The 26,461-nt window shown below is 60.2% G+C and carries 28 protein-coding genes; 18 read left to right on the top strand and 10 right to left on the bottom strand.

Annotated elements, in window-relative coordinates; translation table 11 throughout:
* Positions 1–20: 20 nt before the first annotated feature.
* Entirely contained in the window at positions 21–794 is a 774-nt protein-coding gene (locus AC3WOG_RS25775; protein WP_211606885.1) for an SDR family oxidoreductase, read from the top strand.
* A 647-nt stretch (positions 795–1,441) separates the two neighbouring features.
* Here AC3WOG_RS25775 and AC3WOG_RS25770 read toward each other — a convergent pair.
* Together AC3WOG_RS25770 and AC3WOG_RS25765 are read right to left on the bottom strand one after the other, a co-directional pair.
* Positions 1,442–1,993, bottom strand: coding sequence for a thioredoxin family protein (locus AC3WOG_RS25770; protein WP_492580707.1), 552 nt, complete (start codon positions 1,991–1,993; stop codon positions 1,442–1,444).
* Positions 1,994–2,068: 75 nt separating this feature from the next.
* Positions 2,069–4,822 (bottom strand): MGH1-like glycoside hydrolase domain-containing protein, encoded by a 2,754-nt coding sequence (locus AC3WOG_RS25765; RefSeq protein WP_492580706.1) that lies wholly within the window; start codon positions 4,820–4,822, stop codon positions 2,069–2,071.
* Between the two features lie 184 nt (positions 4,823–5,006).
* Between AC3WOG_RS25765 and AC3WOG_RS25760 the strand changes: the two genes are divergently transcribed.
* Positions 5,007–5,954 (top strand): pseudouridine-5'-phosphate glycosidase, encoded by a 948-nt coding sequence (locus AC3WOG_RS25760; protein ID WP_492580705.1) that lies wholly within the window; start codon positions 5,007–5,009, stop codon positions 5,952–5,954.
* A gap of 716 nt (positions 5,955–6,670) precedes the next feature.
* On the top strand, positions 6,671–6,904 hold the full coding sequence (locus AC3WOG_RS25755; protein ID WP_492580704.1) for a hypothetical protein: 234 nt from the start codon (positions 6,671–6,673) through the stop codon (positions 6,902–6,904).
* A 314-nt stretch (positions 6,905–7,218) separates the two neighbouring features.
* On the opposite strand, the gene AC3WOG_RS25750 is transcribed toward AC3WOG_RS25755, so the two are convergent.
* Entirely contained in the window at positions 7,219–7,491 is a 273-nt protein-coding gene (locus tag AC3WOG_RS25750) for a hypothetical protein (protein WP_492580703.1), read from the bottom strand.
* Between the two features lie 437 nt (positions 7,492–7,928).
* On the opposite strand from AC3WOG_RS25750, the gene AC3WOG_RS25745 reads away from it, so the two are divergent.
* Entirely contained in the window at positions 7,929–8,348 is a 420-nt protein-coding gene (locus AC3WOG_RS25745) for a DUF1810 domain-containing protein (protein WP_492582450.1), read from the top strand.
* Between the two features lie 71 nt (positions 8,349–8,419).
* On the opposite strand, the gene AC3WOG_RS25740 is transcribed toward AC3WOG_RS25745, so the two are convergent.
* Positions 8,420–9,463: a Vgb family protein gene (locus AC3WOG_RS25740; RefSeq protein ID WP_492580702.1), complete on the bottom strand. Its 1,044-nt coding sequence runs from the start codon at positions 9,461–9,463 to the stop codon at positions 8,420–8,422.
* Between the two features lie 431 nt (positions 9,464–9,894).
* Between AC3WOG_RS25740 and AC3WOG_RS25735 the strand changes: the two genes are divergently transcribed.
* From AC3WOG_RS25735 to AC3WOG_RS25725, 3 genes are all read left to right on the top strand, one after another.
* Positions 9,895–10,872: a dienelactone hydrolase family protein gene (locus tag AC3WOG_RS25735; RefSeq protein WP_492580701.1), complete on the top strand. Its 978-nt coding sequence runs from the start codon at positions 9,895–9,897 to the stop codon at positions 10,870–10,872.
* A 304-nt stretch (positions 10,873–11,176) separates the two neighbouring features.
* A complete protein-coding gene (locus AC3WOG_RS25730) occupies positions 11,177–11,608 on the top strand; it encodes a hypothetical protein (protein ID WP_492580700.1) in 432 nt (143 codons plus the stop codon).
* Positions 11,609–11,904: 296 nt separating this feature from the next.
* A complete protein-coding gene (locus AC3WOG_RS25725) occupies positions 11,905–12,312 on the top strand; it encodes a hypothetical protein (RefSeq protein ID WP_492580699.1) in 408 nt (135 codons plus the stop codon).
* Positions 12,313–12,636: 324 nt separating this feature from the next.
* Here the strand turns inward: AC3WOG_RS25725 and AC3WOG_RS25720 are convergent, their stop codons facing one another.
* On the bottom strand, positions 12,637–12,879 hold the full coding sequence (locus AC3WOG_RS25720; RefSeq protein ID WP_492580698.1) for a DUF302 domain-containing protein: 243 nt from the start codon (positions 12,877–12,879) through the stop codon (positions 12,637–12,639).
* A 76-nt stretch (positions 12,880–12,955) separates the two neighbouring features.
* Between AC3WOG_RS25720 and AC3WOG_RS25715 the strand changes: the two genes are divergently transcribed.
* The gene (locus tag AC3WOG_RS25715; RefSeq protein WP_492580697.1) at positions 12,956–13,114 is read left to right on the top strand and encodes an LPXTG cell wall anchor domain-containing protein; all 159 of its coding nucleotides are present in this window, start codon (positions 12,956–12,958) and stop codon (positions 13,112–13,114) included.
* A 182-nt stretch (positions 13,115–13,296) separates the two neighbouring features.
* Here AC3WOG_RS25715 and AC3WOG_RS25710 read toward each other — a convergent pair whose 3' ends face one another.
* Positions 13,297–13,542: a hypothetical protein gene (locus tag AC3WOG_RS25710; RefSeq protein WP_492580696.1), complete on the bottom strand. Its 246-nt coding sequence runs from the start codon at positions 13,540–13,542 to the stop codon at positions 13,297–13,299.
* On the opposite strand from AC3WOG_RS25710, the gene AC3WOG_RS25705 reads away from it, so the two are divergent.
* Positions 13,541–14,014: a YbhB/YbcL family Raf kinase inhibitor-like protein gene (locus AC3WOG_RS25705; RefSeq protein WP_492580695.1), complete on the top strand. Its 474-nt coding sequence runs from the start codon at positions 13,541–13,543 to the stop codon at positions 14,012–14,014. The genes AC3WOG_RS25710 and AC3WOG_RS25705 overlap by 2 nt on opposite strands.
* A 183-nt stretch (positions 14,015–14,197) precedes the next feature.
* A complete protein-coding gene (locus AC3WOG_RS25700) occupies positions 14,198–14,632 on the top strand; it encodes a hypothetical protein (RefSeq protein WP_492580694.1) in 435 nt (144 codons plus the stop codon).
* A gap of 967 nt (positions 14,633–15,599) precedes the next feature.
* On the opposite strand, the gene AC3WOG_RS25695 is transcribed toward AC3WOG_RS25700, so the two are convergent.
* Entirely contained in the window at positions 15,600–17,225 is a 1,626-nt protein-coding gene (locus tag AC3WOG_RS25695; protein ID WP_492580693.1) for a sensor domain-containing diguanylate cyclase, read from the bottom strand.
* Positions 17,226–17,704: 479 nt separating this feature from the next.
* Here AC3WOG_RS25695 and AC3WOG_RS25690 point away from each other — a divergent pair, with 479 nt between their 5' ends.
* Positions 17,705–18,319 carry a dioxygenase family protein gene (locus AC3WOG_RS25690; RefSeq protein WP_492580692.1) on the top strand — a complete coding sequence of 205 codons (615 nt, stop codon included), beginning with the start codon at positions 17,705–17,707 and terminating at the stop codon, positions 18,317–18,319.
* Positions 18,320–18,361: 42 nt separating this feature from the next.
* Here the strand turns inward: AC3WOG_RS25690 and AC3WOG_RS25685 are convergent, their stop codons facing one another.
* Positions 18,362–18,613, bottom strand: a complete 252-nt coding sequence (locus AC3WOG_RS25685; RefSeq protein ID WP_341315773.1) for a transcriptional regulator — start codon at positions 18,611–18,613, stop codon at positions 18,362–18,364.
* A 169-nt stretch (positions 18,614–18,782) separates the two neighbouring features.
* On the opposite strand from AC3WOG_RS25685, the gene hmpA reads away from it, so the two are divergent.
* On the top strand, positions 18,783–19,994 hold the full coding sequence (gene hmpA, locus AC3WOG_RS25680; RefSeq protein ID WP_492580691.1) for an NO-inducible flavohemoprotein: 1,212 nt from the start codon (positions 18,783–18,785) through the stop codon (positions 19,992–19,994).
* 20 nt (positions 19,995–20,014) lie between these two features.
* On the opposite strand, the gene AC3WOG_RS25675 is transcribed toward hmpA, so the two are convergent.
* Entirely contained in the window at positions 20,015–20,509 is a 495-nt protein-coding gene (locus AC3WOG_RS25675) for a hypothetical protein (RefSeq protein ID WP_492582562.1), read from the bottom strand.
* Here AC3WOG_RS25675 and AC3WOG_RS25670 point away from each other — a divergent pair.
* The 6 genes from AC3WOG_RS25670 to AC3WOG_RS25645 all read left to right on the top strand — a co-directional run bounded on the left by AC3WOG_RS25670 (position 20,393) and on the right by AC3WOG_RS25645 (position 24,932).
* Positions 20,393–20,662 carry a class I SAM-dependent methyltransferase gene (locus AC3WOG_RS25670; protein WP_492582449.1) on the top strand — a complete coding sequence of 90 codons (270 nt, stop codon included), beginning with the start codon at positions 20,393–20,395 and terminating at the stop codon, positions 20,660–20,662. The genes AC3WOG_RS25675 and AC3WOG_RS25670 overlap by 117 nt on opposite strands.
* Positions 20,596–20,781 carry a hypothetical protein gene (locus tag AC3WOG_RS25665; protein WP_492580690.1) on the top strand — a complete coding sequence of 62 codons (186 nt, stop codon included), beginning with the start codon at positions 20,596–20,598 and terminating at the stop codon, positions 20,779–20,781. The genes AC3WOG_RS25670 and AC3WOG_RS25665 overlap by 67 nt, the downstream gene beginning before the upstream one ends.
* Before the next feature lie 409 nt (positions 20,782–21,190).
* Positions 21,191–23,359: a catalase/peroxidase HPI gene (gene katG / locus AC3WOG_RS25660; RefSeq protein WP_492582448.1), complete on the top strand. Its 2,169-nt coding sequence runs from the start codon at positions 21,191–21,193 to the stop codon at positions 23,357–23,359.
* A 103-nt stretch (positions 23,360–23,462) separates the two neighbouring features.
* Positions 23,463–23,861: a hypothetical protein gene (locus tag AC3WOG_RS25655; protein ID WP_492580689.1), complete on the top strand. Its 399-nt coding sequence runs from the start codon at positions 23,463–23,465 to the stop codon at positions 23,859–23,861.
* 359 nt (positions 23,862–24,220) lie between these two features.
* On the top strand, positions 24,221–24,379 hold the full coding sequence (locus AC3WOG_RS25650) for a hypothetical protein (RefSeq protein ID WP_492580688.1): 159 nt from the start codon (positions 24,221–24,223) through the stop codon (positions 24,377–24,379).
* A 130-nt stretch (positions 24,380–24,509) separates the two neighbouring features.
* Positions 24,510–24,932 carry an ACT domain-containing protein gene (locus AC3WOG_RS25645; protein WP_492580687.1) on the top strand — a complete coding sequence of 141 codons (423 nt, stop codon included), beginning with the start codon at positions 24,510–24,512 and terminating at the stop codon, positions 24,930–24,932.
* Positions 24,933–25,635: 703 nt separating this feature from the next.
* On the opposite strand, the gene glcC is transcribed toward AC3WOG_RS25645, so the two are convergent.
* On the bottom strand, positions 25,636–26,403 hold the full coding sequence (glcC, locus tag AC3WOG_RS25640) for a transcriptional regulator GlcC (RefSeq protein WP_492580686.1): 768 nt from the start codon (positions 26,401–26,403) through the stop codon (positions 25,636–25,638).
* Between the last annotated feature and the right edge of the window lie 58 nt (positions 26,404–26,461).

Raw genomic sequence — 26,461 nt, 5'->3', positions numbered from 1 at the left:
GATCAAATAGGACTAGAGCCATGAGCACCGCAATAAATCATCGAGAACATTCGTCACCGCCCTTACTGAGCCTCTCAGGAAAAAAAGTGGTGGTGGTTGGCGGGAAAACAGGAATTGGCCTTGGAATTGCGCACGCGGCGTATGCAGCGGGTGCGTCCGTGACGGTCGCAAGTCGGCGTATCACCTCGGCGGAGGAACGTCGGGATTTGGCTAATTTCGAACAAGTGACCTTGGATATCTGCGATGAGGCAGCGGTGAGAAAGGCCTTTGACAACATAGGACCATTCGACCATCTCGCCGTCACAGCAGGGCCCGATTTGGGGACCTGGGGGACTTTCATGGACGACGATATGCGCGGCGTCCGAAGCTATATAGAAAATAAGTTCCTGGGCAGTTGGGCCTGTGCGCGTTATGCCGCGCCCCACCTGAGAGCCGGCGGCTCGATTACCTTCCTTACCGGTGGCTTGGCAGCGCGACATAAGAGCGGCTTCAGCGCTGTCACCTCTGCGTTTGTCGCGGTGGAAGCCTTATCGGGCTCACTCGCACTCGAACTAGCCCCTACCCGAGTTAACACGATACGTCCCGGCTATGTCGACACAAACTTGTGGCGCGTCATGTCCGATAACGAGCGCGAGGCATTGAGAGCAAAAGTACGTGAGTCCTTTCCGGCGCGACACGCAGGCACAGCAGATGATATTGGACACGCTGCGCTGTTCCTGATGACCAACCCTTATGTAACCGGCACCGTCATCGAGGTATCCGGTGGTGAGAACCTGGTTCCCAGCGTTTTCTAACGAGAATCACGGCTTCTTTAGCTCCAGTCAAGGAATGTAGCGCAGCGACCGCGGCCGCCCGCATCGAGGCCATGAAATATTAGCTCTACGGCACTATCGATCGATAACGGACAGGGCCACTTTGCGGATAACAAGAGACATTCGCTCGGATAATTCGACCGATCGCTTGGATCGAAGAGACGACATCTTCGCTAACATTCGAAAGACCGCATTTGCGAGCGGAACGGTCGCTGGAATGTATGCGGCCCGTATCCAGCGAGTGACCGCTGTTGGCCGCTTGCTGCCTGATTCGGAACTGCTCAAAAGCGGACCCTCATCAGCAACACTGCACGGCTACGAATGTCGGCAAAGGCCGACGACTTGCCACCGGCACCAGCAAACCGGGTGGCCGTTCTACTTTGAAAGTCGCCGACGCTGAGTCTCCACTGGGTCGACGGGCTGGCGCTCAACGCGCACCGCTGTTGCCTATCGAGGAGATTTTCGCGTCGCCCTACCCCCGGGGAGCCATGCTGTCCGACTGGACGCGCGCAGGCGAAGCAGTCGCACGCGGCGACAGCGCCATCACAGTCGCCGACTGCTCGGAGATTGCCTCATCGGACGTTAGCGCACGAAGCCATGGAATACGCGACACCCCATGCGTCGCCGCCTCATGCACTCCGCCACTTAATCGAGCATCCGAGCGCCGGATACTGCATCTCCGGGCCGACGCCGGTTTGCGCGATCTGCTGCATCGCCTCGAACAGTTCCCGGCGCGCGTCGGGAACCGGATCCTTGCGTGAAGCATCCAGCCTGCCGCGGTATCGCAACAGCAAGTTGGCGTCGAAGCCGTAGAACTCCGGCGTGCACACCGCGCCGTACGCCCGCGCAACCTGCTGCGTCTCGTCATGCAGATACGGGAAAGGCAACTGCCGCTCGGCCACGAGCGTCACCATGCGTTTGAACGAATCCTCCGGATAGGCGGTGGCGTCGTTCGAGTTGATCGCCACGGTGCCGATACCCAGTGCCGCCAACTCGCGCGCTTCGCGCACGATCCGCGGTAATGCAGCCTGCACGTACGGACAATGGTTACACATGAAGATCACGACGAGCCCCTTCGTGCCGCGCGCGTCGTCAAGCGTATAGGTTCGCCCGTCAGTTGCGGGCAGCGAAAACGCGGGCGCGGCAAGGCCGAGTTCGCCTGCGGGAGATTCGGTAGCCATCGATTGCTCCTTGAATCACGGGGTCGAACAATTCATCGTGCATGGTACGTCAATAGCCTTCCAGCAGCCGACACGCTACCGGGCCATGGCCGGTGCTGTGTCTTCGGCCACTGGCGCGGCCACCGACGCAGCATCAGGCGCGACATGGGACAACTTCATCATGCGCGGCTGGAGCAGCAGCGCGACGAGCCCGCTCCAGCCGGTCTGATGCGAAGCGCCGACGCCGCGTCCATTGTCGCCGTGAAAGTACTCATGGAACAGGACGAGATCCTGCGAACGCGGGTCGGTTTGCAGCATCGGATAGGCCGCCATCACGGGCCGCACGCCTTGTGCATCTTTGAGAAAGAGCGTGGTGACGCGCCGTGCAAGGTCGTCGGCAATCTCGCTCAGCGAAAATCGCTTGCCCGATCCCGTCGGATATTCGACGCGAAACTCATCGCCGTAGTAGCGATAGAACTCATACAGCGATTCGATCAGCAGGTAGTTGACCGGTATCCAGACCGGCCCGCGCCAGTTCGAATTGCCGCCGAAAACACGCGAGTCGGATTCGGCTGGCTGGTATTCAATGCGCAAGCTCACGCCGTCATGGTCGAAGACGTACGGTGCATCGCGATGCACACGGGACAGCGCCCGCACGCCGTGCTCCGAGAGAAACTCGTTTTCATCGAGTGCGCGGCGCAACAGCGATTTCATCCGGTGTCCGCGCAACAGCGAGAGCAGCGTGGTCTTGCCCTTGCCGGGTTCGGTCCAGCGCGACACCAGCTTTGCCAGATTCGGCCGATGTTCGAGAAACCACACCAGCCGTTCGCGCAAGCCCGGCAGATGGCCGTACACCCGCTCCTCGAGCACGTGAACGGCGAACAGCGGAATCAACCCGACAATCGAACGAATGCACATGGGCACACGGGTTCCGTCCGGAAGATGCAGTACGTCGTAGAAGAATTCGTCGTGTTCGTCCCATAACCCTGTACTGCAGCCTTCGCTACAACTGACCGCTTCCGCGATATACAGAAAGTGCTCGAAGAACTTCACCGCGATTTCGACGTACGCGCTGTTCGTCATCGCCAGTTCGAGGCCGATCTGCATCAGGTCGAGCGCGTAGGAGGCCATCCATGCAGTGCCATCGGCCTGATCGATGCGGCCGCCGGTCGGCAGCGGCGAAGACCGGTCGAAGATGCCCACGTTGTCGAGCCCGAGAAAGCCGCCCTGAAAGATGTTGCGGTCATCGGCGTCCTTGCGGTTGACCCACCACGAGAAATTGAGCAGCAGCTTGTGGAACATGACTTCGAGAAACGCGTGATCGCCAACGCCCGTCACCTCGCGGTCGAGTTCATACACACGCCATGTTGCCCAGGCATGAACGGGCGGATTCGCATCGCCGAACGCCCACTCGTAGGCGGGCAATTGCCCGTTCGGATGCATGTAGCGCTCCTTCACGAGCAGCAGCAATTGCTTCTTCGCGAAGTCGGGATCGATCATGGCGAACGCGGCCGCATGAAACGCGAGGTCCCACGACGCGTACCATGGGTACTCCCACTTGTCGGGCATCGACACGATGTCGCCGTTGCACATGTGCCGCCAGTCCGCATTGCGGCCGTGCCTGCGTCCTTTCGGCGGTTTCGGTTGGCCGGGGTCGCCGTCGTGCCAGCGGGTCACGTCGAACTGGTAGTACTGCTTCGTCCACAGCATGCCGGCGAGCGCCTGACGCTGCACGAGCCGCGCATCGGCATCGGGGATGTCGTGCTGAAGCGCCGCATAGAATTCGTCGGCCTCCGCTTGCCGACGCGCGAAGAGCTCGTTCATGTCGAGCGGCACGGCATCCGGAGCCGGTTCGGGGCGCCAGCGCAGATACAGCACCGAGCGCTCATGAGGCGCGAACCGCAGGACCACATGCGCGGCGGCGCGGGTGCCCTTGTCGCGCCGGATTGCCTGCTCGTCGCCGTCGACGAGGTAGTCATTGAAGCCGTCCTTGAACGGCCCCGCTCCATCGATGCCGAAAATACGGCGCACATTCGTTTCGTTTTCGCAGAAGAGCCACTCGATCGGCTGTTGCGCCGACGCCGTCACGATCATCGTTCCGAGCGCGCGATTGTGCGCGGGATTGTGTGCCACCACGCACGCGCCCTCCTCTGGATTCGACTCCAGCGTGAGCGACGGCTTGCCGGGCTTGCCCGACCACGCCCATCTGTTGCGCGCCCAGAATTGCGGCAACAGATGAAGCGCCGCGCGCTGATCCGCGCGGTTTTCGACGGTCACGCGCATCACGATGTCGTCAGGTGTGTGCTTCGCATACTCGACGCAGACGTCGAAGTAGCGGTTATCGTCGAACACGCCCGTATCGAGGATTTCATATTCGGGCTGATCGGCGCCGCGCCGCAGATTTTCGTCGATCAGATCCTGGTACGGGTACGCATCGTGAGGATACTTGTACAGCATCTTCATGTACGAATGCGTCGGCGTGCCGTCGAGATAGAAGTAAAGCTCCTTCACGTCCTCGCCGTGATTGCCTTCTTCATTCGTCAACCCGAAGAGCCGTTCCTTGATGATCGGATCGTGCCCGTTCCAGAGCGCGAGCGATACGCACCAGTCGAGCGGGTCGTTGCCGAATCCGGCAATGCCGTCCTCACCCCAGCGGTACATGCGGCTGCGCGCATGATCGTGCGGAAAGTAGTCCCATGCGGTGCCGTATTCGCTGTAGTCTTCGCGAACAGTGCCCCATTGCCGCTCGCTCAGATAAGGTCCCCAGCGGCGCCATCGGTCGAGCTCCGGACCATGGAGCCGGGCACCTTCCTTCGACTGGAGCAGATTGATTGCGCGTAGCGGTGGCATGGAACCTCCCGACCCGACATCGACCATCCTACTCCGGGTCGACAGGAGCGAGCGTGCGCAGACCGAGTGGATCGCTTTTTTAGCAATGGGCATGGTGGTAAGCGGCGCCCCGCACTTGCACAGCGACCCGTGGACCCGCCTTGTGTTGCATACTTAAACGAATCACACCGCCGAAAACATCGACATGGTTGCGGACCTTGCACACTCGTGGTTGACCTGCAGCGCACCTGTGGCCGCGGCACAGGCCGCCGGCCGCCCGCTCGTGGCGCTGGAATCGACCATCATCGCTCACGGCATGCCCTATCCAGAGAACGTTCGCACTGCGCGCGAAGTGGAGGCCTCGATCCGTGACCTGGGAGCCGAGCCCGCGACTATCGCACTGATCGGCGGGCGAATCCGCATCGGCCTTTCGGACGACGAGCTGGAACTGCTCGGCCGCTCGGACCAGGTACACAAGGTCAGCCGCCGCGACTTGCCGGCAGTGCTGGCCGGCGGCGGGCTCGGCGCCACGACAGTGGCTGGCACGATGATATGTGCCGCCCTGGCCGGCATCGAGGTCTTCGTTACCGGCGGCATTGGCGGCGTGCACCGGGGCGCGCCGGAAACCTTCGACATTTCGGCCGACCTGCAGGAACTGGCGAAGACCTCGGTGGCGGTGGTCTGTGCCGGTGCGAAGTCCATCCTGGACATCGGGCTCACGTTGGAATACCTGGAAACGCACGGCGTGCCGGTGCTCAGTTGCGAGCAGGACAATTTCGCTGCGTTTTACACGCGCGACAGCGGCTTTCGCGCGGACTTCAGGCTGGACGACGCGGCGGAGCAGGCACGCTTCATCCGTACCAAGTGGGATCTGGGCCTCGTGGGCGGCGTGGTGTTGAGCACGCCGGTGCCGGAAGCGGCAGCGATGAGGTTCGAACAGATCGACGCGCTGACCCGGCAGGCGCTCGCCGAGGCCACGGCGCAAGGAATCACCGGTAAAGCCGTGACACCCTTCCTGCTGGCTCGCATCAAGGCACTGACGAGTGGACGCAGCCTGGCAACAAACATCGCGCTCGTGAAACACAATGCCGAGGTGGGGGCAAGGCTGGCGCTGGCGTTGGCACACGCAGGGCGCGGGGCGGACGCGGCGTAGACACGGGAACGTCCGCTCTCCACCCAACCTCGCGTCAGCTGCCAGAACGAAACGTACGAATGGTACGTGAAACAACAGCTAACGCATTCTGGCAAGTCGCCGGCCGGACTTTCGCGACCGAAGGTATTCGACGATGCCCTTCGTCGCCATGCTGTCAGGGAGATGTACACTTTACTGCAACGGGCATTCACAGTTTCAGAGCCGGTCGGTGCAGGCAGGCAAGGTCGTCAATGAAAAGAATCTACGGATACAAAGGCTTTGAGGTCACCGTGGAGCTTGAACCGGTGTGGGAGACCGCAGGGAGCGTTACGCTATTGCCCCCGCGGGGTTTCGTAGCTGTCGTACAAATCAGAACCGTGGGCGCCGTGGGCGCTACTCGCCCCGTGGTTGCGCCGCTACGCCTCGCGGCGCCCCCCCAGCAACCGTTCGCGACGCAGGCCGAGGCACTCATGGCGGGGTATAGCGCTGGGCAACGGGTCGTGGACGACTCGCTTGCGCGCTGAAAACAGTTCGTTACTGGATGCTTCTGATCAGAGGCTTCTTCTCTTGACCGGCCTACCTGTGACGGCGGCTTGGGGTGGCCTGATCACGGCCGCGTCAACCGACCCTTGTGGCCGATCGGCCCTGCACCTTTTGATCCCGACGCAAATGTTCTAGGATGGAAATCGCGAGGCGCCACAGTCGGCGCGCCGGGCGACCACAAGGAGCGACATGCCATGCACGCTGATTCCGTGGAATACAAGACGTCGACGATCATGCCTCTAGCCCCAATTTCGATGCCGGGCTACGCGGCAACAGCGATAGTCACGCACCGGAACGGCAAACGCGAAGCATTGGGCATTCTTGGTTACTTCGCATCAGAGAGCGCGGCATGCCTGTTTGCCGTTGAATACGCAAAAGCCCATATCGATGGTCGGCGACACCTGAGGCCGCCGTTTTCCCTTCGGTAAGTCCGCGCAGGCTGTTTGTGCCGTCGAAGTTAGCGACGCCGGATAGCTTGCGTAAGCGCTGAAGAGATTCCGCCTGTAAAAAAAGCCGCAGACATTGCTGCGGCCCGAAACACACACGTCGCGCAAGGGGCGCTGACGGTGGTTCCATCGTACACATCCGCGTTTCTGAAGCAATCAGGTATCTCGTCTGAATATATGCGGGAGGCCGCATTGCCGCATCTACCGTGGGGCGGGCCTATCTTAATCGCGGCCGCGGGCGTTGCCGAATGGCCACAGGGCCAGTCGTCTGACACCAGGGTGATGTATCCGGACTTTCACTTGACCAGGGTCTTGGTCTGTATAGATGAATCAGTGTCCGGGCTGGCGATGTTACCTTCGCGCGCGTCGATCCACTCAATTGCCCGTTGGCGCGCAACCTGGATCGCCTCGTCCTGATTTTCGAACCAGGCAAGATTGCGCTCGATGTGCATTTCAGTGTCCGCATCATCATCAGGTGACGCGCGGATCAGTCGCGCGTGCGCAAAGAACTGACCCAGCGAGAAATCCGGGGTTGCGTCAATGACCCAGCCGCGGTACTCGAACTCCATGATTACCTCCGATACTTGGCTAATCGAGATTCGAACCGACAAAGCATGGATTCATCAGGCTGTATTCGCTAAACCTCCAAGGTTGAATTGCCGACGTCGGGGCCGGCGAGCAGGCAGCACGTTGTCTTCGGGCCGCAATACTGTTATAGATCCGCGCCAGTGCTTCTGCACATCGACAATCAAAAGATGCCTTTCCAGCCAGACGGGGCCGAAGCGCCCATGTGGTCCACCTTGTGGGTCGAACTCAGCCGATCGCCCCGCGCTGCCGATGTTGCGGGAGCGCGAAGGCCGCCGATGCGCTATCGTTAAAAACGCAACGCTCGATGCCGCATCGGGCAGCAGGTAATGGCCGCGGCGGGCGGCGGACGAGGTGGGAAACAGGTGCGGGAATCGGGATCCAAGGGTGGATTTCCACGCCGGCATCAACGGAATACGAAATGGACGATCTATATGACCTTCAGCGCTTTGTCGACGCCCAGGACCCGGTGTACGCACAGGTATGCGATGAATTGACGGAGGGACGCAAGCGAAGCCACTGGATGTGGTTCGTGTTTCCGCAAATCCAGGGCCTTGGGGCAAGCGCCATGGCGCGGCGGTTCGCGATCTCGTCGTTGGCCGAGGCCGAAGCCTATCTGCGCCACCCGTTACTCGGCCCGCGGCTGCGCGAATCGACGCGACTGGTCAACCTCGTCAAAGAGCGTTCCATAGAGGAAATTTTCGGATATCCGGACTCCCTGAAGTTTCGATCGTCGATCAGCCTGTTCGCGCGCGCCACGAGCGACAACGACGTATTTGTGGAAGCGCTGCGCAAGTATTTCGGCGGTGAAGCCGATCCGCAAACTCTGCAGCTGCTCTAGGCCGTTTTTGCGCTGGACCTGCGCGCGTGGCGGAGCGGACTTCAGAATTTCAGTGCCGGCGCAGTGGGCCGTCAATTCCCGTTTGCATCGGCTGCGCGGGACCGGTAGAGCAGCAGATGATCGGTGCCGGATTCGGACAGCCAGACTTCGCCCGGGCGGCCCATCATCTCACGTACGTTCGCGTGCGGGCGTGGCAGCGAAAACACCTCGAACCGCTCGGCACGCGGGTCAAAGCGCACTAGCGCGTTGGCGCTCCATTCACTGAGCCAGACGATATCCTGGTCGTCTACAAATATTGCGTACGCGTGCGGATCGTCGCCGGGCAATCGCCATTCGCGCCATTGATGCGTCACGGGATCGAATACGCCGACTTTTCCTGCGTTCCACTCGCTGACCCAGACGCGCCCCTTCGAATCGGACCATACGCGGCGCGCGCCCTGCTTCGGCGTTGGCGGCTCGATGACCTGCGCCGCACCACTCCCGGGATCGATGCGACCGAGATAACTCCCCGCCAGTGACGCGAAGTACAGGCTACCGCCCGGGGTCACGCAGATGCCGTAGGGCCCGGGCCCGCGCGGCGCATCGAAGACTCGCATGCGGGCGCGCCGCGGATCCAGTTCGCCATAGATGCCGCTTTGTCCGGTAAACCACAGATGCCCTTGTTTGTCGAACACGGCGGTGTTCAGATTGGCGTCTGGCCGGTCCTTCGGCAGCGGAAAACGCGTGACGGCGAGCGTCTTCGGATCGATGCGCACAATCGCGTTCTGGCCGCCGTCCGTCACCCACGCCGCGCGATCGGGACCCACGATCACGCCGTGCGGCGCCGATCCGGCGCCGAGCGGAATCCTGTCGATCCTGCCGCTACGCGGGTCCAACCGTCCGACCGCGCCCTGCGCCTGCGCGGTGTACCACACGGCGCCGTCCGGCGCCGGTGCGACGTCATGCGGCGCACTGCCGGTCGGGACGGCGAAGGTCTCGAACGACGGCGGCTGCGCCTGCGCCGGGCCGATGGTGAGCGCAGCGCTCGCGAGAGCCGACGCAAACCACGGCGCCAGCCCTGCTTCGAGAACCTTGTTCACCGTTGCCACAACCCGTTTCCTCGCGATCGCCAACATGTTCGCCTCCGTGTCACAGGATGAGTTTCAAAGGGCGCTGACGGCTTTTTATTGTTGCACTTATCTGTAGCCGTCGGCGCGGCGACTCGTTCGCCACGCCGGTTGCGGCGGCAATGACTGTCAATCATGAGGCCGTGTTGAGCCGCTCGAAGCAGATTTGCGACCGTCCGCTTACTGGCTGGCATGCGACGGTTGCCGATCGAAGCGCGTGTATGAAGCGTTGCCCCTGGGCTCTGGCGCAACCGCGCTGCAGCTCCTCGGCGAGATCGAGACAGGGGAAGCCGCTAGACACAGTTCAGTCCGATGACCGGGCGCCATGGGGCGCTGCAGCAGGTCAGTCTCCCACCAGGGCGCAAGGCTGATTCCCCGAGGTTGGCCTATACTGCAGCAGGCAAATCTCCGCACGAACCAGCGCTGAAGAAGGGGGCGCCATGCAGGCAACCAAGAGGTACCTGTTCGTCCAGATTGCACTGCTCATCATGCTTGGCTGCCTGGCAAATGCCGGACACGCGCAGGTAGTGCGAATGGAGGTGATCCCGATTCCGTCCGTCACGCTGAGTGACCAGGAGTTTCTGGCCGGCCGCGAGGATGGCAAACCAGTCACGGTGGCCGGCGAACTCCGGCTTCCCCGGGGCGGGGCCGATCGGCTTCCGCTCGTCATCCTGCTTCACGGCTCCGGTGGGGTTAGCGGCTACGTCACGGACTGGGAACAGGATTTTCTTTCAATGGGCGTGGCTACTTTTGTCATCGACAGCTTCTCGGGTCGCGGCATCGTCAACACAAATAACGATCAATCTCAACTCGGTCGCCTGGCGCAAACCGAGGACGCTTACCGTGCGCTCGAGATTCTTTCAAAGCACCCCAGAATCGATCCGGCCAGGATAATGCTCATGGGATTTTCGCGCGGGGGACAGAGCGCGCTTTACGCGAGCCTGAAGCGGTTCCAGCGGATGCACGCTCCGTCGGGCGTCCAGTTCGCGGCCTACATCGCCTTCTATCCAGACTGTTCCAACACCTATCTCGAAGACGAAGACCTCGTTGCCAGGCCGGTGCGGATCTTTCACGGTGCCGCCGACAATTACACTTCCATCGCGCCATGCCGCGCATACGTAGAGCGGCTGAAAGCGAAGGGCAACGACGTTCAACTGACGGAGTATGCCGGCGCTTATCATGTCTTCGACTGGCGGGCGCTCAAGCAACCTCAGCAAATGCCGCAGGCGCAAACGACACGAAACTGCCGGACTATGGAGGTCGAGAACGGGCTGCTTATCAATGCCAGAACCAAGCAGCCGTTTACGTACACCGATTCATGTATCGAGCGCGGCACGACCCTGGCATACGATGAAAGTGCGGCGACAAAGGCCAGAAAGGCGGTGAGCGAGATTGTGGCAACCGTGTTGAAACCTTAGCGTCGTCGCTTCCTCGACCAATCCGCGACCATTTCGACCTTAGTCAATGGTCCTAAGCGTCCGCATAGGCTGATGAACGAAAGGTCGAAACGTCATTGACGATCGTCTCATACCGGTCCGGGAGCGGACGATCGTAGATCTTGACTGATTGGCTGCTTCGGGTCGGTCTATGCCGATCGCATCAAACTCCGTTCGGCCAGTTGCAGACCTTCGACGTCTCGACCAAAATCGCCGACAATGTTCCCAAGGAACGATTGCGAGTCGTGCTCCGTCGTCGGAGACGCCGCTGAACCTAAAAGGCAACATGAGACGACTATTCGCCGCTGCGCTTGCAGCCGCCTCTTTCGCGACTTGCGTTCATGCGCAAAGCAACGCGTCCGGCCCGCTCGGCACGCCCTCGGGCAAACTGCAATTCGTGCGCATCGACCACGATTTTGCGGCTATGCTCGACAAGGAAATTTTCGATCGATTTGGCGCGAGCACGCTCACGCATTTCGATGACATGGACAACGAAAATGACACTGTTGACCGCACGCTCGTGCAGACCGATTCCGGCCCGGTGCTGTACGACTTTCGCCACCGCCCTCCACTTGTGCAGCGCAGTGGCACGCGCATGACGGTCAAGCGCGTGTTCTGGCAAGGCGATGAGGTCGTGATGCAAGGCTCGCAAGGCTGGTTTCGATTCAAGCGCGGCGCGCTAACGAAGCTGCAGTCGTCTACGACGACGTACCACTGACTACGCGCACGCCCAACACACGCTCGACCGCGATGACATACAGCGCCTCGCCGCGCACGCCGTTGCCGGTCTCCAAGTCACCTCAGTCTGTTGTGGGTCGAGCTGAGCCCGTCGTCGTGGGACAGGGTTCGGCCAAGAGCCGTCAGTCGACGATAGCGTCCAAATCCTCGACAATCGACGTATCCATAATCCATTACAGAAGAACGGGAAGGAGACGAGTCTCGTTCAATGATTCAACTGGAGGAGCGGCATGCCTGAAAGCGCTCAATACACTTGTTATTGTCTGCGGGGAACCAATGACAGCGACCGACACTATCGCACTCATCGTAGATCCAGATTTCGGCTTTCGTATTCGGGATGTGGCAGCAACAGTGCAACACACATGGATCGTGGATACACCTGCGAATGTTGCTATCGTTGAACAGATCTGGAAGGCGTCGCCCACGCCGCTCCGGCACTTGGCAAAAAATGGGATCACGACGTTCCGTCAATTCGGACAGGATCGGGAAAGTTGGTGCGACGCAATCCTGGATTCCGTCGATGATCATCACAACAGTTACCGGGGCAGTCCGGGTTACGCCCTCCTCGATGTGTACGGAACATCACTCACCGAGCGGTTGCGGTCTGCTTGTGTCGAACTTGGGTTTTCGATTTTTACGCCAACAGCCTTCGGGTTCCGTGCTTGTAAAGTCCAGCCAACTTAGCGCGTGAAGATTTTGAAGGGCCGCTTTGGGAGGGTCGAATTGGCCGCTTGGGTCGCGAATGTCCGGAAAGGCTGCCGAGCGGAAGTCAGCTGACCGACGAAGCAACATCCATTAGCCGGCGGGCCATCCACCGCGCGGGCGCAGGAAGTTCTTCCCTAGCCTCTGGGATATGTTCATGGAACCATCCGCGCACGGCAAGGCACACGGGATACCTTGGAACGAGGACAAGCTGATTGGACGGAAGGCGCCCTTGAAGCTGAAGGAAATCTGGGCGATTCGTATTCGTGCTGCACGGTCGCCGACACGCGCTTGACTTCGATCGGCTCAGTCGGCCGCAGTTGCCTGAACGAGCGCACCGATGCCGTCAATGGCTTTCATCAACTCTACAAGCGCGCCATGCCGCGCTTGTAGATAGCTTGTCGCGTTATGCGAGAGCCAGACGCGGCCGTCGCCGTCCTGCCACACCAGCACCTTAAGAGGCAGATCGAGCGCCACCGTCGGCACGGCTTGCATCAGCGGCGTCCCGGCCCGCGGATTACCGAACACGAGTAGCTGCGACGGCTGCATCGCAAGCCCCGCGCGCCACTTCGGTAACCGCTGACCTACAATATAACCATGGTCGCGACCTGGTAAGGAGGCTGCCATGACCCAGTCTATGATCTACTTCGTTGTTGGCTTGGCGGTCTTGTTGGTTGCCGGGTTGATGGTGGCACGACGTTACAGGCGCGATCACCCCGCCGAGGGGATGGCCCAGTGGCTTGATTCGCACCATATGGGTTGGCTGCACCGGCACAAACATTGATGCGGCATCGCAAAATGAAATGCCCCGCAATCCAGCGGGGCTTCGCGCGATATATCGCAACTCACAATCAGTGGCGGTAGTTTTCACAGCGGTGATAGCCTTCCTCCTTGTCGCACTTCCCGCGGCCCCGTGCGCGACAGTCATCATCGTTCACAGCCATCTTTGCTGGGGTGGCACTTATGTCACGATATGAGCCGCACTTCGATTTCGGTCGCGACTCGAGCAGGGCGCGCACCAATCACCGGCCCCGTCACGAACAGAGTACGGAGCGTGACGATGAGAGACTTCAAAGTGCCCGACACCCGCCTCAAACGCTTTGAAAGAGCGGCCTGGGCGCGGACCTCGCGTTGCTTGTCGACGCTATCGCTCGTCGTGTTGATCTTCACACCGGGGCTGTCATCCACCGTTGCCGCCGAGGAGCGCATCATGACCCTAACCCTAACGTCGCAAGCCTTCCGACAGAACGGCGAGATTCCCGCACAGCATACCTGCCAGGGCGCCGACGTATCGCCGCCGCTTGCGTGGTCCGGCGTGCCCGCGAACACAAAGAGCCTGGCGCTGATAGTCGACGACCCTGACGCGCCGAACCCAGCCGCGCCAGAAATGACCTGGGTACATTGGGTGCTCTATAACATCCCGCCGGCGGCAACCAGCCTGCCCGATGGCGCTGCTGCGCAGGCTTTGCCGCGCGGTACACTCGAAGGCACCAATGATTTCAGGCGTGCCGCTTACAGCGGCCCGTGTCCGCCCGTCGGACGCCACCGCTATTTTCACAAGCTATATGCGCTCGACACCGTACTGCCTGATCTGAAGGGCCCCAGTAAGGCAGCGCTTGAAAAGGCCATGCAGGGGCACGTGCTAACGCACGCGGAACTGATCGGCACCTATCAGAAGCGATGAGCGACGCGTCGTTGTATGGATTGGGATTGAAGACAAATAAATCCAGTGGTGCCGATTTTATACACGCGCGTCAGGCAGAGGTCGGCCATGAGCGGCCAGTCGACGGCTAGGCTCAAATCGTCAACACCCATTAGCGGGCCCGGTGTCAAGAACGGAGAGTCGGCAGCATCTGGATCGAGAAAAATGCAAAACGATTTGCACCGTGCCGAGTATTGGATTGCCTTCATCCTTAACCGGTGCCAATTTCCCAATCCCGTGACGCTCGCAGCGCAGTTTGCGAACGCCGAAATCGGTGAACTCTGCGAATGTGGATGCAATAGCTTCGCATTGTCGATGAATGCACCCGAAACGGTTCCCAGACTATCGTCCGAGGGACGCGGGTACGGATTAGTGTTTGAAGCGGACTTCCGCGACCGAAGTAAGTTGGGCGAATCAAGGTCGCTGGAAATTATTCTGTTTGCTGATGATTCGGGGAATTTGAGCTACGTGGAAGTCGACTATTGCGCAAACGGATTACCTGTCCCCGATCACATGGATCTCGAAGAGTCGCCGTATCACGTCTTTCAAGGCGACTCGCTGATCCGCCCGAACGGAACGGCAGTCGCAGAAGATCAATAGCCCTGTTTCGGCCATGAACGGCCGGTCGACACCCTCACGTACATCGTCGACAGGCAGCACACTACAGGAGCCTGGATTCTCGCTGGATCTGTCTAGACGCAAACATGCGAAATGACCCAAAGCTCGTCACTGAAAGGGGTGTTTGGATCTATCGATAACAATGCCAATTATGAAACCAATGCCGGCAATCCAAAGCAACCCATTCAGAGAGAGGTATTCATTTTTGTTAAGGTAGGCAATCTGGCCATGGACGTCATGCATATAGACTCTGCCTTGGGAAGGATCGGACACCTTCGAACGCGAATTGACAAAGTAATACGATAAGTAAATTGCCGAACAAAATGATATTACCGAAATTGCAATAACAATTGCCTCGCACAGTCTCCAGAATTTCATAAAATCACCCTTTCGTCTCGATTGCCGCATTGGCTGCTCTCCATTATTGGTTATCCAAAGAAGCCATCGACATCGTCTCGACGACCGACCCACGGGAGCAGCGCGTGTGGCACCCTGCGAATTATGTGCGAGACGATCGACAAGTTCTATGATGACACTGGCCGCTACCTCAATAGTTTTCCGAGCCCGAATTGCAGGTGAAGCCGGATCGCCGCCGTCTATGTCCGCTATAGATTGCCATGACAGTCAGCTGTGGGTCGGCTACAGTCCCCTGCGCGACGCGCGGGTCGGGGTTCAGGCACGCGGCGGCGTCGGGCAGAGGTCGGCCAGGAAGAGACGTTCGGTCGAGCCATCCAGTTGCAAGTGCACTGCGCTTGCGTTGTGATTTGCTGGAAAAGGCTTTGCAAAATGGGGTTCCCTTGACCGCCGAGACCCGCACTGGCGGTCAACGCGCTAGTGAAACGGGCAGTTCAGACGCCGGAACGCGGCCGGGACGCCTCTGTAACAATAGGCCCCATGTTCAACGGTGCGCCGCGCTCGGGGTGCACTGCGCCAACGTACTGTTGTAGCCCTACCTCAACGGCGAGCCCGCCGGTAACTCGGACATCGTAGCTGTCCGATTCCTGCCGGTTCTTTTCGCGTGATAGAGGGCTTGATCCGCGGCCCGCAGCAAGGATTCGGCATCCCTGCCGTCGTCGGGAAAGACTGATACCCCAAGCGATAGGGTGATGGACCCGACATGCTTGCCGTTGCGCTCGATGTCAGACTGCGCGACGGCCTCGCGAATCTGCTCGGCCCGAGCGTGTGCGGCCTGCAACGAGGCACCCGGCATGACAATGGTGAACTCTTCACCACCCAACCGACATGCAACATCGGAGCCGCGAATATTTTGCATGAGGGTACTAGCGATGGCGACCAGCACCGCGTCTCCGACCGAGTGGCCGAATGTATCGTTGACGCGCTTGAAGTGGTCGATGTCAGCGCAGATCACGCCCAAAGTCCCCCCCCTTCTCCGCGCCATCATTAACTCCCGGTTTAGCAACTCCGCCAGGTAGCGGCGGTTATATAGAGACGTCAGGGGATCGCGAATGGAATCTTCGCGCAACCGGTTGAGCGTGTGCTCAATTTCCGCCGCCGCCTCTTCGATCGCGCGATCGCGACTGGTTTTGTCGTTCTCGTCCGACGTGGAAGCGGTTTGGGCGGGGGCTTCTCGGCTCCGTACGCTGTCCAGGGTATAGACAAGGATCTTTACCTTACTTAGTACGAGTGCGTCTATTGCGAACCACGCCACGCCCAATATGAGCAAAACGAGCGACAGCAATATCACGATGTTCTGGTAAAGGTTGCGCGTGATAGCGTCGTTGATCATCGCGACAGGGAAACCCACCACTACGTTCATCTGGCTCTCCTCGGCTTTGCCAACGCGGGCAAAGCCGTAGATGCGTTTAACGCCATCTGAGCCTTCGGTTTCAAGAATTCCTTTCTTGTGGGAATGCAGCGCGCGCAACAGAGGGCCGTCAGGCAGACGTTCGCCGACCCAGTTGCCCCCGACCGGCTTGCGCATGACAATTTTGTCGTTGCGGTCGGTCATGATCATCTCGCCGAGGTCCGGCAATTCGATGTGTGAAGAAGCCTGGTTGAATTGGTCGACCGAAACCTGAGCGGTGACGACGGCGAACACGTTGCGGTCGTGATCGACGATCGGTTCTCTCATCATAATGCTCATCAATCCGGTCGTGCGGCTGCGGTTAATGTCACCGGCAACGAATCGACGGGAAGACACGGCATCTTTGAAGTCTTTGCGATCGGCAATGCTCACCGCCGTATTTAGATCGTTCGAGCTGCAGACAATCTTGCCAGTGGTATCGGCCACATGGAATATCGAATAGGACGCTTTGAAGTACTCGAAGAAACCGGGCAGGATTCTATTGCACTGCGCCCAGTCTCGATGCTGAATGTCTTTGTCTGTTGCGAGCGCTTCAAGAAGCTGCGCCGTGCGCGTAATCACTGCGCTTTGGTTAGCCGCGGCCATCAGTGCCATTTGCAGGGCTTCTTTTTCCTCCTGCGATTCCAATAGCCGGTACCGGTCCATCGCGGCGTAAATCAGCAAGGCCGACAATGGCACACACACAAACAGCAGCAGTGCCAGGACCCTGGCCTGCGTGTTCAGGGAATCGACTAGAGAACGAAGACGCATAACGCTTTCCTCTCCAATGACATGAAGCCTACTCGGGGTGCCGTCAGAATTCGGAGATTTCCGTCCCAAAGGTCCGGATGCAGCGGTGGAGCGGCATTCCGCACATCAAGAATCTCAGTCAATCAATCGAGTTCCGACTATACCGCATTCGTCTGAGTTTATTGACAAACCAGTGATCGTCATGTGCCCGATCGGCCCTTGTCCAAATGCAGGGGCTTTCGAGGAACGAACGCCATCGAACGGCGTTGGTGCATGAAACTTCCGAATGGCCGATATTGGGAAAGTTGACTGTCTCTTGTGGGTCGGCGACGGAAGTTCGCGACCTCGCGGCCGGCTCACCCGACCTGAAGTTTCGGCTTACCATGGTTGGCACTGGCGCAGGCTCTGTTAACTTCGACGGGCCCCGCACGGACGCCCGTCGACTCCGCAGCACGGATCGCGCGGCGTGACGATCGAGCGCGAAACAAGGAGGGTGCACGATGCGCGCACGAAGTGTGAACCAGGGGCGGCGCGATTTTCTTCGCAGGTCGGGTGCGGTGCCGTCCACGTTGCTGCTGTTGGCGCTCGGAAGAACCGACGAAGGCCGGGCCGACGCAGTTTCACCGACGCCCGCCTGCGACGACGGTCACGGACCGACGCCGCGGCAGACGGCAGGCCCGTTCTTCCTGCCGCACTCGCCGCAACGCGCATCGTTGCTCGAACCGGGGATCAATGGATCGAAGATCGTCCTGACCGGGCAGGTGCTGTCGACACGATGCAGGGCGGTGTCCGGCGCTTTGCTCGATTTCTGGCACGCTAATGACGCCGGGGAATACGACGTCGAGGGGTTCCGGCTACGCGGTCACCAATTCGCCGACAGCGAGGGACGCTACCGCCTCGAGACCATTGTGCCGGGTCTGTATCCGGGACGCACACGACACTTCCATGTGACGGTGCAAGCGCCGAACGGGCCTACCCTCACGACCCAACTTTACTTTCCGGGCGAGCAGCGCAACGCTCGCGATTTCCTGTTTGATCGCCGGCTGCTGATGACGATCGACGACCACGGCGGGCGCAAGGCGGCCCGGTTCGATTTCGTGCTCGCGTTCGCGTAGCGCAAGTCACGGATTTCGATGGCGCCCAGGATCTCACTCCGGTCAACCGAAGACGCCCGCGTCGAGATCTCTCGTGAAATGCTGTAGCCAATCGCTTTCGTCGCATAACGGGTATTCCTTCGTAACCTGCGTCGATAGCCTGGTTATGCAGACATAGCCCTGTAGACCGCAGTTCTCGTCACTCTTGGGATCTGTCGTGTCGGCTTCCCGAAGATCGAAATCTCCTTCTGCCAAACCGTTGCGCTGCAAGGTCGCGAGAAAATCTTTGTGTTCATCTGCTTCGATCAGGCGCATGTTCGCCCCCCCGACGTGTTCAACGGAGATATCGTCAACCGATGCCAGTATGCTCTCGGCCGCCGCTTTCGGCTCGAGCCGGGCCGACTCGGTCTCATCAAACGCGCCATCGTTGTCTAGACTTGAGCTAGGCTGGGGTGCTCCCCAGCGTTGTGAAGGAGGCCAGGTCATGCTGACGCAGCGAACGAAGGACATCGTTAAGGCCACCGCGCCCGTTCTGGCCGAATATGGCTACCCCATCATCCAGCGCTTTTATCAGCGCCTGTTCGAGACCCATCCTGAACTGAAGAATGTGTTCAACATGGCACATCAGGAACAGGGGCAGCAACAGCAGGCGCTGGCGCGTGCCGTCTATGCGTACGCGGAAAATATCGAGGACCCCGCGAGCCTCACGGCAGTGCTGAAAAACATTGCCAACAAGCATGCGAGCCTCGGCGTGCTGCCGGAGCACTATCCGATCGTCGGCGAGCACCTGCTTGGCGCCATCAAGGACGTGCTCGGGACCGCGGCGACCGAGGATATTGTTTCCGCCTGGGCACAGGCCTACAGCAACCTGGCGGACATGCTGATGGGGATGGAAAGTGAGTTATACGAAGGCTCCGCGGAGAGACTGGGCGGCTGGACCGGCTGGCGCACCTTCGTCGTTCGCGAGAAGCGGCCGGAAAGCACCGTCATCACATCCTTCGTTTTTGAACCGGCCGATGGCGGACCCGTCGCCAACTTCGAACCCGGGCAATACACCAGTATCGCCGTGAACGTGCCGGCTCTGGGTTTGCAGCAGATTCGGCAGTACAGCCTCTCGGATATGCCAAACGGACGCAGCTACCGCATCTCGGTCAAGCGCGAGAGCGGCGGTTCGTACCCGCCAGGCTATGTCTCCTGCCTGTTGCACGATCACGTCAATGTCGGAGACGAGGTCAGGCTGGCCGCGCCATATGGCAGTTTCCATATCGATGTGAGCGCCAGGGCGCCTATCGTGCTGATCAGCGGAGGCGTGGGGCTGACGCCGATGATCAGCATGCTCAAGAAGGCCATACAGGATCCGCAGCGGCAGGTGGTATTTGTCCACGGTGCTCGCAACGGCGCGGTGCATGCCATGCGTGACCGGCTGCGTGAGACAGCCGCAGCGCATGCCAATTTTCATCTGGTGGTGTTTTATGACGAGCCGTTGCCCCAGGATACTCAGGGCCGTGACTACGATCACGCAGGCTTCGTCGACGTCAATCTGATCAAGAGTTCGATCCTGTTGCCGGACGCCGATTACTACATCTGCGGACCGATCCCCTTTATGCGCATGCAACATGACGCGCTAAAGGAGCTCAGCATCCATGACGCCCGCATTCACTACGAAGTGTTTGGTCCGGACCTGTTCGCCGAATAAGCACGGCTGGCGTAGACCGGTCAAAACTGTCGCCGTTGCGACAGTAAATGTGTCACCGGCGACGGCCGGTTCGTGGAGCGACTCGCGAGTTTCACCGCTGTCGGCTGGCAGTTGGAACACAAGCCGGTAGTCGTCCGGTGCCGCGCGCGATGGCGACGTCTCAATGCGGCCATAATCAGCCATTCGATATCGGCATTCAGATCGTTTTTAAACTGGTGCAACTCCTCCGACGAAACCAAAGCTAACCCATGGCCGACATGAATGGGTCGACGCAGTCGATCGGACGTGAAGCGTATGACGAGTTTGCCGAGCGCTACGCAGAAGCCGTTACGACAAAGCCACACAATGCGCTCTACGAATGCCTCGCGACAATCTCGCTTCTCGGCGATGTCAACGGTTTGCACGTTCTCGATGCGGGATGCGGGCCCGGTATATGCAGCGAGCATCTCGCGCGATGCGTTGCAACCGTCCACGCGTTCGATGTAACACCAAAAATGGTCGAGCTTGCACGTCATCGATGTGCCACGCTTCCGGTCGAGGCGACGACAGGCGACCTTGCATCTCCCTCGACTGGCTTTCCGATCAGTCGTTCGACAACATTTTGTGCGCACTGGCTCTCGACTATGTCGAAGACCTTGCGCCGGTTCTCAGGGAATTCCGGCGCGTAGCGCGACGGGGATCGACTTTGGTGTTCTCCATGGCGCTCCCCATGCGGGACTGGATGGATGCACGAACGCATCGCGAAGGGACATACTTCACGACCTCGCGCTTCGGCCTATATTGGTGAGGTTTCGGTGAGCCGAAGCCGTACGCGCAAGCCTATCGTCGTCCTCTTTCCGACATTCTGAACGGAAACCGAGAACGGCTGGCTGTTGGATCGCTTTGTCGAACCTCGACCGCTCGCCGAGATGCAGACCGTCTCGGAACGCTTGCACGCGGAGCTCTCACAAGCCCCAGCATACTGCGCGCCGCTTTAGCGATTAATTCGATTGCTTTCCCCTATCGCATTGATCGTTAAATTTCAACGGTCTAGGTTTGATTTTCTGCCGGCAGAAAACTACACCAGGAGGTGTCATCTCGAAAATTTGCTACCACGGTCCATGGAGGATGATATGTCTGACAAGCGACACACCGGAAGTGTTAGCGAAAGCGAAAGCCCTGCCATCCCCGCGCCAACTCCAAAGGTCGGCCGACCGATGAGGAACGAGGATTGGTGGCCGAATCAGCTGGATCTTTCGGTTCTTCACACGCACTCGCACCTGTCCTGCCCGTTGGAAGAGGAGTTCGACTATGCCGAACAGTTCAGGAGTCTTGATGTCGAGGCGCTGAAGCAGGACCTCATCAAGCTCATGACCACATCCCAGGATTGGTGGCCGGCCGACTACGGCCACTACGGGCCCTTGTTCATCCGCATGTCCTGGCATGCCGCCGGCACGTATCGCATCGCCGATGGTCGCGGCGGCGGCGGCGAGGGCCAGCAGCGGTTTGCGCCGCTGAACAGTTGGCCGGACAACGCCAATCTCGACAAGGCGCGCCGGCTGCTCTGGCCCATCAAGCAGAAGTACGGCCAGAAAATTTCTTGGGCCGATCTGCTGATCTTGGCCGGCAATGTGGCTTATGAATCGATGGGCTTCAAGACCTTCGGCTTCGGTTTTGGCCGGCCCGACGTCTGGGAGCCCGAAGACATTTTTTGGGGTCCGGAGGACACGTGGCTGGGGGACGAGCGCTACAGCGGCGACCGGGAACTCGCCAAGCCGCTCGCCAACGTGCAGATGGGCCTGATCTACGTCAATCCCGAGGGACCGGGGGGCAACCCCGATCCGCTCGCTGCGGCCAAGGACATCCGCGATACTTTTGGCCGCATGGCCATGAACGATGAAGAGACCGTTGCGCTCATCGTGGGCGGCCACACGGTCGGCAAGACGCATGGTGCTGCGCCGGCGGTAGGGAATGTCGGCCCGGGACCAGAGGGCGCCTCGATCGAGGAGCAAGGCCTAGGCTGGAAGAACAAGTTCGGCAGCGGCAAGGGTTCCGATGCGATTACCAGCGGGCTTGAAGGCGTATGGACCAACAATCCGACCACATGGGACAACGGGTTTCTGGAGAACCTGTTCAAGTACGAGTGGGAGCTGACGACGAGCCCTGCGGGCGCGAAGCAGTGGACGCCCAAGAATCCCGAGGCGAACGACACTGTGCCCGATGCACACGAGGCGTCCAGGCGGCACGCGCCGACGATGCTGACGACAGACCTGTCGCTGCGAATGGATCCGATTTACGGGCCGATTGCGAAGCGCTTCTACGACAACCCAGACCAGCTTGAGGACGCGTTTGCCAAAGCCTGGTTCAAGTTGCTTCACCGCGACATGGGTCCCCGCTCACGCTATTTGGGCCCTTGGGTCCCGGAGGCGCAGCTTTGGCAAGACCCGATACCACCCGTCGATCACGTGCTGGTCAGCGAACAGGATATCGTCGCCCTCAAGCGCACGGTCCTCGACTCTGGTTTGTCCGTCCCTGAGTTGGTTTCCACAGCCTGGGGCGCTGCCGCCAGCTTCCGTGGCACCGATAAACGTGGTGGTGCCAACGGCGCGCGGATTCGCCTGGCGCCGCAAAAGGATTGGGAGTCCAATGAGCCGCCGCGGCTGGCAAAGGTCCTGACAGCGCTTGAGCGCATCCAGAAAGACTTCAACGGCTCGCAGTCCGGCGGCAAGAAGGTTTCGCTTGCCGATCTGATTGTCCTCGGCGGATGCGCTGCCGTCGAGGAAGCGGCCAGAAAGGCGGGATACAAAATTAGCGTCCCGTTCGCGCCGGGTCGCACCGATGCCTCGCAGGAACAGACGGATGAGAGCATCTTTGATGTGCTCGAACCGATCGGCGACGGGTTCCGCAACTATTTCCGAGCGGAAGACCCCCTGTCTCCGGAGACCCGTCTGCTGGACCGGGCCAACCTCTTAAAGCTGACCGCGCCCCAGATGACGGTTCTCGTCGGCGGCATGCGCATGCTCGGTGCAAACCACGGGCAATCGAAGCACGGCGTGTTCACCGACAAGCCGGGCACGTTGAGCAACGACTTCTTCGTGAACTTGCTCGACATCGGCACAGCGTGGAGACCTTCCGTCTCGGACAAGAACGTGTACGAGGGCAATGATCGCACTACGGGCAAGACCAGGTGGACCGCGACGGCTGCCGACCTCGTCTTCGGGGCGCATTCTCAATTGCGCGCGCTGGCCGAAGTCTACGCGTGCGACGACGGGAAGGAGAGATTCGTGCGCGACTTCGTAGCGGCGTGGAACAAGGTCATGAATCTCGATCGCTACGACCTGCTCGGCCGGGGAAACGGTCGACGCGCGGTTGCCGCCGCGCTCTAAGCGAGTGTGACGACACCGCTGCAGCAAGCGTGGGCGCACCTCCCGAGGGTCGCCTGCGCCTCGCTGCTCGGGCGCGTCGCTCAACATCATGTGAGGCACGTCCATGGATCAAGACACCGCGAACCTGATCGCTCGCCTCAACTCGGTTGCTGTCTCCGTGGAGGACTTGATTCTTGCGAGCCACGAAGTTCATAACCTTCCGCCTGAGAAACGGAATTGGGAGGGGCGGACGAGCTGCGTTGCGCGTCTCTTTAAAGGGCAACATTACAAGGCGTTTGCGGTTCATTGCAGGCTGCAAGCCGTGGCTGCCCTTATCACAAGCGGCAAACTCCCTCTGGCCCTTGTCGCTGAAATGAGCGAGGGCGGCCGAATGGTCGCTGAACCGATATTTACTGCTGCTGCGAAAGAACCAATTCTCTTTACGGAGAAGGAGCCGTTCTTCAATACCGAATCCTTTATTGAGGCTGTACTCCGACACAGTGGCGCGGAGGGACATGCCTAACCGCCTTGCCGATTACACGGCGCGGGATCATTTCAAATCGGACCCGCGGCGCCGATCTTCCAGACAGCGCAGGACGCGCTAACGTGATCCCAGTGCACGTTTACGGTTAGCAGCAGTGGACGGCGCTTCGGGTCGCTGGTACTGGGTATTGAACGTCCGTTTCGGAGTGAGACGACAGTCCGTTGTGGGTCGAACTGAGACAGTTGGACCGAGCGGGCCCATCGTGCAGCCAACGCCCGACTCATCTGGTGAGCCAGCTTGACCTCGCCACTCCGCAGGCAGATCGACGTTGTTGCGAGAGAAGAATGACGTAGGTTGTCGCGCACAATCGTTGGTTCCGTCCCGCAAGCGAGTTTTCCATGCATGTACCGCATCCCTTGCGGACTGGCACGCCGCAGCTTTCCGGCCGCGACTGGATGGTCGGCGCCGACTATATCGGCAGCTTGCAGGGAGAAGCGTCGCATGACGACGAACCGAAGCGGGTGGTTTCCTGGGCGCACAGTGCCGGCGTTGCATAGCATCAAACCTGGCAGTGCCGGTCCGGGGATTCCCGGCATTCGCGTGTGTCGCTTACGCTGCCGGCCTTGCTTGCGAGCCGTTGGTGAAGTAGATTTTTATAGGGAGATGCATCACGCAGGAGGGACTGACATGGAACTGATCGTGGAACGCGTCGATGTTTGGGCAGCTACCATCGAGGACAAACCAGGCGGGCTTGCGCAAGTATTAAGCGCTTTGCGGGATGCTGGCGTGGACTTGCAGTTCGTTGTCGCACGTCGCACGCCGGAAGCACCCGGCAAGGGGGTCGTGTTTGTCGCACCGCTGCAGGGGGACAGGGAGATCCAAGCCGCGACACAGGTGGGGTTCTCCGTCACCCCGAGCCTTCACTCCGTCCGTGTAATGGGTCTGGACCAGCTGGGGATCATCGCGCAATTGACCCAGATGTTGGCAGAGGGGGGGATCAACCTCCGCGGCGTTTCCGCCGCTGTACTCGGCACACAGTTCATTGCTTATCTCGCGGTCGACTCGCTGGACGACGCCGAAAAGTCGATGGACATTCTGCAGAGGGCCTGAAGGGCCCGTGCCGGACCGCGAACCGGCTTGGTTCTTCCTATCGAGGCAACTTGGACGCCCTGCCTGACACGACCGGCGTAGACCGGTTTCGATCTGTCACCTGGCGACGATAAACGTGTCACCTCCAGGCGGGCCGTCCCCGCGTCTCCGCCCGGCCTTGCTGGATAGGCGTTTAGAGACGCGAATTCAATGTGTCACCGGCGAGGGCCGGTCGGGCGACTTCGACGGAAATCGCGTTGAGACGACCACTTCAGCTCGACAGAGTGCGCGGCCGTGCGTGCCGCGAGGGCGAAGCGGCTGGGCCCTGGTCCGGCCATTTTCGGGCATTGGCCAGCGTGTTGATACCGACCCTCGAACGTCTCCTCAACCTTGGTAAGAGACGTTCGAGCGCCGAGGGTGGTCGTCCCGACGTCGGCCGGAGCCGTCATTCAACGACCCGCGACATTGCCGGTCGCGAACGGCGGCTTACGAGAAATTCGAATGCTCCCTGCCAACCCCGAACAGCCATTCGGGCTGGATTCCCGAAATTCCTCTCAGCAACGCATAACCGACGGCGCTATTGAACTTCGTAGCCTCTGGGCGGTGCATGTGCATTCCGTTCGCGTCTTGGGGTAATCGTACGAATCGTGCGAAATCTGGCGGTAGTCACTTGCCGAGCCGCTTGCAGCAAGGCTCGGCGGCTCCACGTCTTTCGCGCTAACCCTCACGTCCACCCCTGAAGACGCAACGTGGATCGCACGAGCCGCTGCTCTTCCTGTTCGATTTCTGCGAAGCTCTCGCGCACGCTCCTGATATGCTGGCTCGCCGCCCGGCGCGCCTGCTCCGGCAGCTTGCCCGTCACCGCGTTATAGAGCCGCGCGTGCTGCCGGTCGATAGCCCGCTTCTGCGGTTGCCGGTGATACAGGTTGTTCACCGACGCGAACACCGAACTCAGCATCAGATCGTTCAACGTGGCGAGCGTATGCACGAGCACTGGATTGTGCGACGCCTCGCAGATCGCGAGGTGGAACGCGTGATCGAGCCGGGCATGCGTCGATGCGTCGGTCTCCTGCGCGTGGGCCGCAACCATCTCGTCGTACCGTCGCGCGATCAGGATATAGTCGGCGGGCGTGCCGCGCAGCGCCGCGAGTCGCGCCGATTCGGCTTCGAGCATCTCGCGCACTTCGAGCAGGTCATAGAGCGTGCGCGGTTGCGATCCCAGCAGATGCATCAGCGGCGTTTGCGCTGGCTCGGCCGTCAGTTTCGCGACGAACGAACCCTTCCCCTGCGATGTTTCGATCAGCCCCCGCGCGCGCAGGATCTTCAGCCCCTCTCGAAGCGCGGTTCGCGACACGCCTAGCTTTTCCGTTAAGCGACGCTCTGACGGCAGTGTCTGCCCCTGTTTCAGCACGCCGTCGACGATCAGCCGCTCGATGCGCTCGACGACCACGTCCGCGAGTTGCCGCTTACCCTCCGGTTCTGTCTCTTTCATGGCGCTCACCACTGGTATTACCACTGCTCGATGGTAGCACGCGAGCATGCGGCTGATC

Source organism: Paraburkholderia sp. FW306-02-B, assembly GCF_058782725.1.
This window is presented reverse-complemented; position numbering and strand designations above follow the sequence as displayed.